Annotated in this window: 10 protein-coding genes; 5 read left to right on the forward strand and 5 right to left on the reverse strand. The window is 61.9% G+C overall.

The genetic code is table 11. The features are described 5' to 3' along the window. Positions 1-95: 95 nt before the first annotated feature. Entirely contained in the window at positions 96-305 is a 210-nt protein-coding gene (locus ACODTJ_RS28765) for a hypothetical protein (RefSeq protein ID WP_454657289.1), read from the forward strand. Positions 306-759: 454 nt separating this feature from the next. Here ACODTJ_RS28765 and ACODTJ_RS28770 read toward each other — a convergent pair whose 3' ends face one another. After that, the gene (locus tag ACODTJ_RS28770) at positions 760-1,032 is read right to left on the reverse strand and encodes a hypothetical protein (protein ID WP_454657288.1); all 273 of its coding nucleotides are present in this window, start codon (positions 1,030-1,032) and stop codon (positions 760-762) included. A 48-nt stretch (positions 1,033-1,080) separates the two neighbouring features. Between ACODTJ_RS28770 and ACODTJ_RS28775 the strand changes: the two genes are divergently transcribed. Then, positions 1,081-2,103, forward strand: coding sequence for a replication initiation protein (locus tag ACODTJ_RS28775; RefSeq protein ID WP_454657287.1), 1,023 nt, complete (start codon positions 1,081-1,083; stop codon positions 2,101-2,103). Between the two features lie 257 nt (positions 2,104-2,360). On the opposite strand, the gene ACODTJ_RS28780 is transcribed toward ACODTJ_RS28775, so the two are convergent. The 4 genes from ACODTJ_RS28780 to ACODTJ_RS28795 form a co-directional block, all read right to left on the reverse strand. Further along, entirely contained in the window at positions 2,361-2,684 is a 324-nt protein-coding gene (locus ACODTJ_RS28780; protein ID WP_488851623.1) for a hypothetical protein, read from the reverse strand. Positions 2,685-2,934: 250 nt separating this feature from the next. Beyond that, positions 2,935-3,429, reverse strand: a complete 495-nt coding sequence (locus ACODTJ_RS28785; protein ID WP_454657286.1) for a hypothetical protein — start codon at positions 3,427-3,429, stop codon at positions 2,935-2,937. Between the two features lie 198 nt (positions 3,430-3,627). Continuing rightward, positions 3,628-4,404, reverse strand: a complete 777-nt coding sequence (locus ACODTJ_RS28790) for a hypothetical protein (RefSeq protein WP_454657285.1) — start codon at positions 4,402-4,404, stop codon at positions 3,628-3,630. Then, on the reverse strand, positions 4,391-5,164 hold the full coding sequence (locus ACODTJ_RS28795; RefSeq protein WP_454657284.1) for an N-acyl amino acid synthase FeeM domain-containing protein: 774 nt from the start codon (positions 5,162-5,164) through the stop codon (positions 4,391-4,393). The genes ACODTJ_RS28790 and ACODTJ_RS28795 overlap by 14 nt, the downstream gene beginning before the upstream one ends. 140 nt (positions 5,165-5,304) lie before the next feature. On the opposite strand from ACODTJ_RS28795, the gene ACODTJ_RS28800 reads away from it, so the two are divergent. Genes ACODTJ_RS28800 through ACODTJ_RS28810 form a run of 3 tightly spaced genes read left to right on the forward strand, consistent with a single transcriptional unit; the run spans position 5,305 to position 6,816 of the window. Next, the gene (locus ACODTJ_RS28800; protein WP_454657283.1) at positions 5,305-6,393 is read left to right on the forward strand and encodes a helix-turn-helix transcriptional regulator; all 1,089 of its coding nucleotides are present in this window, start codon (positions 5,305-5,307) and stop codon (positions 6,391-6,393) included. A gap of 27 nt (positions 6,394-6,420) precedes the next feature. Then, entirely contained in the window at positions 6,421-6,630 is a 210-nt protein-coding gene (locus ACODTJ_RS28805; RefSeq protein WP_454657282.1) for a hypothetical protein, read from the forward strand. Between the two features lie 15 nt (positions 6,631-6,645). Beyond that, on the forward strand, positions 6,646-6,816 hold the full coding sequence (locus ACODTJ_RS28810; RefSeq protein WP_488851626.1) for a hypothetical protein: 171 nt from the start codon (positions 6,646-6,648) through the stop codon (positions 6,814-6,816). The last annotated feature ends 27 nt before the right edge of the window (positions 6,817-6,843 follow it).

Here is a 6,843-nt window from a genome sequence, read left to right on the forward strand (position 1 = left end):
GGTTTTCGTTTGGGCGCAGCGCTGGTCATTGTCGGCGGACCTGACCATGGCCATCTTGAGCCTGTTTCCTCGCAGGCGAATCCGATCGGCAGATCATGAAGCGGCAACGCTTTCCAAAGCGGCAATTGACGCCGGATCGCTGGGCGGCATTCGATAGCCTCCCCGCGCCGGTGCGGCAGGCGCTGGCGCAGGCCGTCCATCCACTGGACCCCCTCAAGCTGGTCGGTGCGAGCGGGGTCGACGAAGCGATCCGCCGGATTGCCCGGCTTGATGCCGCTGCCAAGCGGCGCAGGGATCGCTCCTGATCGCCGGATACCCTCGGTGTCGGGGTCATGGTGGGCGGTGACGGGCGCTAACCGGCCTTCATCCCTTAAGTAATTGACGAGGCTTCGAAAATCGTTCCGCGCCGAAAATCGGTGTGCACATACCTGAGCACATTCATGTGTACGGCGAGCCTGCTGGTGTCAACAAATTGAAGGCCTGGTTCCCGAAGAGCTTCGCCGCTCCGAAACGTCACGAGGGGCTTGCCCCGGTCACCGCCGGCGGTGACCATAAAGATGCTGCTCATCATTGAGGTTGGGGCTTCTGCGGGCGGCGTACAGGAACAGGCACCATGATGGTCACCGGGGCAGTACAGGTCAATTTCCCCCGCCGTAACGGCGGTTGAGCCCCCGGCTGGGACATATTCCCAGCCGATCGAACTCCAACCTCGCTTCGGACCTTGTTGACAAGGCGGACTCGTCAGCGCCGGCCGCTGGTTCAGTTCGCGATTTCGAGACGCGATGGAGCGAGGCTCAGTGGCTTCGCGATGTCATGTCTGGGTGGCGTGATACCCGGAGTTCCAGCGCGCCTCTGATCGACGAGAGCAGGGTCTTCGTCGACCGCGCCCTTCGGCGTCGTGAGTTGATCCAAAAGCGCCTTGCCGAGGGCTTCGTTTTCCACGGCGGGGAAATCGGCGGACGCATGCGCGCGCCGTTTCGGGAAGCAGGTCTCCGTTCCGCCGAAAGCCATGTTCTGCGCCGGATCGTCCATGCCGCGCCGCGGGGTTCCCGCCTTCAAAGCGGCCGAGCGAAGGACATCATGACCGCGACCGACGCGAAGATACTTGGGTTGGACGAACCATGGATCGTGCTCAACCGGGAAGTCCGCAGTGCCTTCCGCATCGATCTTGATCACGTCTTCCCCTCCTGGGAGGCACTTCGCTACGAGTTTGAAGAACTCGGGCTTCCTTGCCTGCCCAACGCGGTCGTCGGCTTCGAGGATGAGAACGGCCGCATCGAGCGCCCGCATGCCCTTTTCCTGCTTCCGTTCAATCAGGGAGTATGGTTCGCCGATGATCCGCGTTGCCGCCGGGATGTCATGGCGTTGTCGCGAGCCGTCCACGCCGGAATGACAAAGAGGCTCTTGCCGCTTGGCGCAGACCCTGGCGCGTTGGCGAATGCCATGAGGATCAAGAATCCGCTGAGTCCTTTCTGGACGTACCGGGCCTGGAACGAGACCGCATTCCTCCCGCTCACGGAATGGGCAGGATGGGTGGATACCAGCACCAGCCGGGATCGGATGATCCGGGATAGTGCCGCCGCCCTCTCCGGAACGGACCGAAAGGCCAGCAACATCCTGTTCACGACCTATCAGGAATGGGCGTACGAGACGTTGCGCGAGTTCGATCATGCGTCCGATCCGGTCTATATCGGCGCGATCCGGGGGAAGGACCGAGATTCCTTGGCCGAGTTGCTGTTCCGCAGTCTCGTCGGCCGCGCCAGCGCAATGGCTGCCTCCCCGAAACAAGCGCAAGCTATTCTATACCGCGTCGTCACCTATGCTGCGGACCATTGGGATCCCAGCCGCTGCCGGCGGGATGCTGCGCGGGATTGTGGGGCTTGCGCCAACGAAGTCGAAGGCGTGGCCGGCGTCACGGCCCGCCAGGCGGTCGGAGGCCGCTATGCCGCGTCCCGCCGCAAGGCCAGTTCAGCCGCGACGATCCGCGAAGCCATTGCGGCTGCCGGGGAGGCCGGAGAGCCCATTACGAAGGCGGCCATCGCCCGCCGGACAGGGCTTTCCCGACCAGCGGTTCAGCGCGGATGGCCGAGCGAGGAGGTGTAACATTCGGTGTATCGTAAAAAAGAGGGCCAGTGCCCGGCCCGGCCTTTTCCCTCTGATCGTTTATCCTCCGCTATCGACAGTCTCGCTCCTCGCCCGGAGACGTTCGCTCAGGCGGTGGAGCACGGGAGGAGACCGATCCTCCCCATCGTCGAAGCCGTCGACATCCATCGCGACAGGCGGTGGCCGAAGTGACGCGCGCCATTCCGCGTGAAGGCCAAGCGCCCCGAGCAGGTCGGACCGAGCCGTCACACTCAAGTTCATGAACTTCCTCGCGCGTTGCAGCAGGGTGCGTTCGGCATCGGGATCTGCGTCGTTACGTCATCCGGCGATCGAGCGGCATATTCCCATGCCCGGAATATGCGCGCCGCGTCGAAGTCGATGGCGTCGGTGTCTGGTTGCGTTGCGGCGAGCGCGCCGCCCGCGCCACCGATCGATGGAAGCGTACGCGAAGCCCAGGGCGACCGTGGTGTCCTGTGCTCGGGACACATCTCGACATCGCCCGGGACCTGGCATTGCAGAGCTTCTTCGCGATCGCCGACGACACGGATCGGTTTCGCCTGGAACAGGACGTTCGGCGGCATCCCGGGCGCTGCCTGTCGGCTTGGCGCGCCGACGGCGAACGGTTGATCGCCGCCGCCCGAGCTGGGGCTGCCGGGCATTGCGCTCTGAGCAAGCTTTCTGGCTGGCCTGCGAGGCGCGGAACCGGGGCTCGCTCGCTTGCCCCGCATCATTGGTTTCTGCAACTTCGCCATAAGGATAGCTGAGAAAGTTCAAATAGGAACTGTCTCAGCTCATCAGTCGAGTTTGGCTTTTGGTCGCTGCAATCCGCTGCTACCGACACTTTCCAATCTCTCCTAGCGCGTCGCAAACATAATTCTGGTTATGTTCGATAAAATCGACCGCACTGGTGTTGTGACACTGGGCTACCTGGATCAGCCTGACGGCAACTTGGTCACTGACTTTGGCATCAAGGCCCTGCCTGTGGCAGGCGAATTCAACAGCATGCCGAGCCAGGCCCCTTTCTTTCGTCGTGAGTGCCGTTGCGATGAGTTCCTTCGGCGCTCCAATGAGATAGGCCACGATCCCCCCGGCCGCCAGGGCACCGCAGTTCCCGCGTGTGAGCTTCATCATCACTGACTGGTCGGATGAGGGCTTGTAGCTTCCATGAACCTCTGCACGGGCTCGGTCCCTGTTGGCCTGATCCGACTGCGCCCCGGCTATGGATGCAGATGCGACGGTTCCGAGCGCGATCAACAACATCCGAAGCATGATTTTCCCTCCTCTTTCAACGGTTCGTTGCATCAACGCTTTAATCCGCGCGTCCATGGTCAAATTCTTCGTTCGTGCTCGCGAGCTCAGCTTCGTGCTGAAACGGCGACGCGACCACCTCGCGGGCGTGATCATTTGAGTGATCGGCCATCACCGCACGGGCCAGCGGCGCGCGTTCCGGGGCGACGGCCGGGAACGTCCCAGGTAACGGTACGCCTTCCTCTGTCACAGGTACCCCAGCTCGTCAGAGCATTCTTAAGCCGCCGCTCGATTGGTCGAGGCATCGTCATCGAGGTCCGACATCTCGAACGCCTCGATCTTCGCCGCTTCGTCGCCGTCGAGAGAGGTCTGGCTGCTGTCCGCAAGACTTGCGAGGGATTGCGGACGCAGCGCCCACTCAGCCATCCGGAGATAGAGGATGGTGCCTTTCCTCGCGCCCTCGATCAGGTCGTCGTAGTGTCGGTCCTCAAGCTTGCCGCCCGCGATGGCATCCAGAATCTGATCACCGTGAGGCAAGGCTTCGTGCTGGTGAAGCACAAGGAACTTCGTGTTCTCTCTGGTCAGGAACGAGCCCATGAGGGCCTTCTTGCCCCATTGCTTGGCGTTCCCATCGGATATGTTCTCGAGCACGGTCGCCGCTCCCATGCGCACGAAGGGTCGCGTCGTCACAATCGACTGGAAGTAGGCGTGCCAGAGTTCCACGTCGAACGGCATGGCGAGCGGCACCTTGTTGATCTTGTGCAGGTCGTTGGCTGCGACGAGATAGTGCAGCTCCTCCTCATTCGCGAAGTTTACGAGGAAGGCTCGCAGCTTCCTCCTCTTGGCAAGATCAGGATGGGCCGCGATTGCCATGAAATATCGCTGCACGTCCCGAGTGAGGTGGTACTGGAAGGACAAGTAACGCACGTACTGCTCTTCCGTCGTCTCATGCTGTTCCAGATAGGACTTCAGCAGGTCGGCAAACCTGTTCTGAGCGCCTTCGATCTGTTCCAGCAGGAGGAGAAAGCGGGGATCGGTGCTATGTGGGAGCATATCGGAGCAGGCCTTCGTCGGTGTCGGGAGTGAGGATGGTCAGGAAGGCGTCGAGCTCTGCCAGGAGCGGCGACGACACCGCCGCGAGGTGATCGCGGTTGAGTAGATCGAGAACCAGAATCTCAAGATCGCTGGCGACGGGGTCATGCAGGTGTCGCCCCGTGGGTACGCTTCCGAACCGCCGGAACATCGGAATCAACGATGGTCGCGTAGCGAGAAGCGCGTACCGGGCTCCCTGCCGCAGTCCCAGGGAATACGTGTGACGCATCAGATCGGTGATGCAGGATCGAGCCCTAGGTTCCGGGCGCACGGTCAGGCGCGAGAGCAGCACGCAATTGGCGTATGGCGGTCTCGCGACCTCGCAATTGGTCAAGATGGCGGCGAGCTGTCGATCTGCCATCCCGTCCTGGCCTCGCGTGAGTCGGACGGCCGCAAGGCATTTCTCGTGATCTGCATCAACGGCTTGAATGTTCAGACTTAGATTGTCGATCGATTCAAGAAACACACTATTGCTGTGGTCAGCCGCGTACGCCTTGTGATCCCGTTCCACGAACAGTTCGTATCGGAGTCGACCAATATTGTTCAAATCCCTTTGGGTGTGGGCAAGTGTGATCGAGGAGTACTTTGATGGCTGGAAGGTATCGGCCCCCCAGAGTGATGCAAGCCTGAGACGGTGATCCGTGCCGCAGTCCGGCCCGTGAACCAGAGAAGATGGGATTATTCGTGCCCCGCGCAACGTAGGTCCAAGCATGCCCGACATTCACCGCTCCCCAGAACGGCCAGGAATTCGCGTGGCTAACCGTCGGTTGGAAGCCCGCTCGGTGCATCACCCAGCAGGGTGACGATTGACGAAATTGCCACGCTGCCACATCAACGAAGGGCGACTTGGGGCGGATTTTGATGCTGGATGCGAATGAGTTCGGCGATGCCGTGGCGATGCTTTACGAAGCCGCTGCGGTTCCCGAGGTATGGCCTACGGCAATCGCGCGACTGGCCCAGCTTGCGGGCTGCACCGGTGGGCTCCTGTTCGCCCATTCCGATCTCGGCACCAACTGGGTCACCTGCAAGGAGTTCGAAGCACCTTTCGGGCGGTTCATGGAGCAGGGCTGGATGAACCGGAACGCCCGCATGGCGGGGCTACTTGCCCACGGCGGTACGGGGTTCATCACCGACCATGACATCTTCTCCGATGAGGAGATGGACAAGACCCCGATGTACACGGACTTCCTCCGCCCCGAGGGCTTCGGCTGGGGCACCGCGACGCATGTCCGTGCGTCGTCCGGCGAGAACATTGTCTTCACGCTGGAGCGTAAGTTGGAACTCGGGCCTGTATCCCGCCGCGAGGTCGCGGTTCTCGATGGAGTTCGTCCTCACCTGGCTAGGGCAGCCGTGCTCGCCTCGAAACTTCAGATGCAGCGCGCGCAGGCCAGTCTGGCCTCCTTCGAACGGGCCGGGTCGCCGGCGGCATTGATCGATGCCAAGGGCAGCGTATCGGCGATGAATGCGAGTTTCGAGACGCTCCTGGGGCAGGTCATCATCCGCGCCCGGGACAAGATAGCCCTGGACGACGACCGAGCGAATACCTTGCTGCTCAAGGCCCTTGCCGAACTCGCGCAGGATCGTCTTGGCGATACCCGCTCGATCCCGGTTCCGAACAAGGACGACCGACCGGCCTTCATCATCCATGTGTTGCCGATCCGCCGGCAGGCGCTGGACATCTTCTCGCGGGCGCAGGCGATGCTGGTTGTCACGACCGCGGATCGAACCCTGCGGATCGAAACGTCGCTCCTCTGCGAGCTCTATGACCTGACGCGTGCCGAAGCGGCCATCGCGAACGGGTTGCTCGAAGGGCTCACGGCCGACGAGCTTTCAGCGTCGCGCGGCGTGACCAGAGAGACTGTTCGCAGCCAGATCAAGAAAGTGCTGGCGAAGACAGGATGCCGCTCGCAGGCGGACTTCATCCGGCGGCTGGCTCCCTTGGCGGTTTGACTGGGCAGAACGGGCTCGCGAAGCTGCATGTCGGATCAAGAAGCACTCGTCGAACGCATTTACGAAGCGGCGATCGTGCCGGAGTTGTGGCCGGGCGTGCTGCATGACATCGCACGGTTGGCAGGCTGCTTCGGCGGCATCATCTTCACGACGACGGCGCGCGGAATAACCCGCTGGACGGGTTCCGACGAGGGCAAGCGCTTCTTCGACGCGTTCCTGGCCAATCGTGCGGCTTAGGACGACAATATTCGTTTGAAGCGCGGTATCGAAGCCAAGCACCATGGTTTCTTCGGCACTCATCAATTGTACGGACGCGCTGAAAGGGAGAGCAGCGCCGTCTATACGGAATTCCTTTTGCCGAATGGCTGGGGATATGCGGCCGGCAGCGTTCTGCCTGCGTATTCCGATGAAGCCGGCCATTGATTCCGAAACGAAGCCGGCCACCTGTTC

The sequence above is a fragment of the Allobosea sp. FG18 genome (assembly GCF_057809495.1).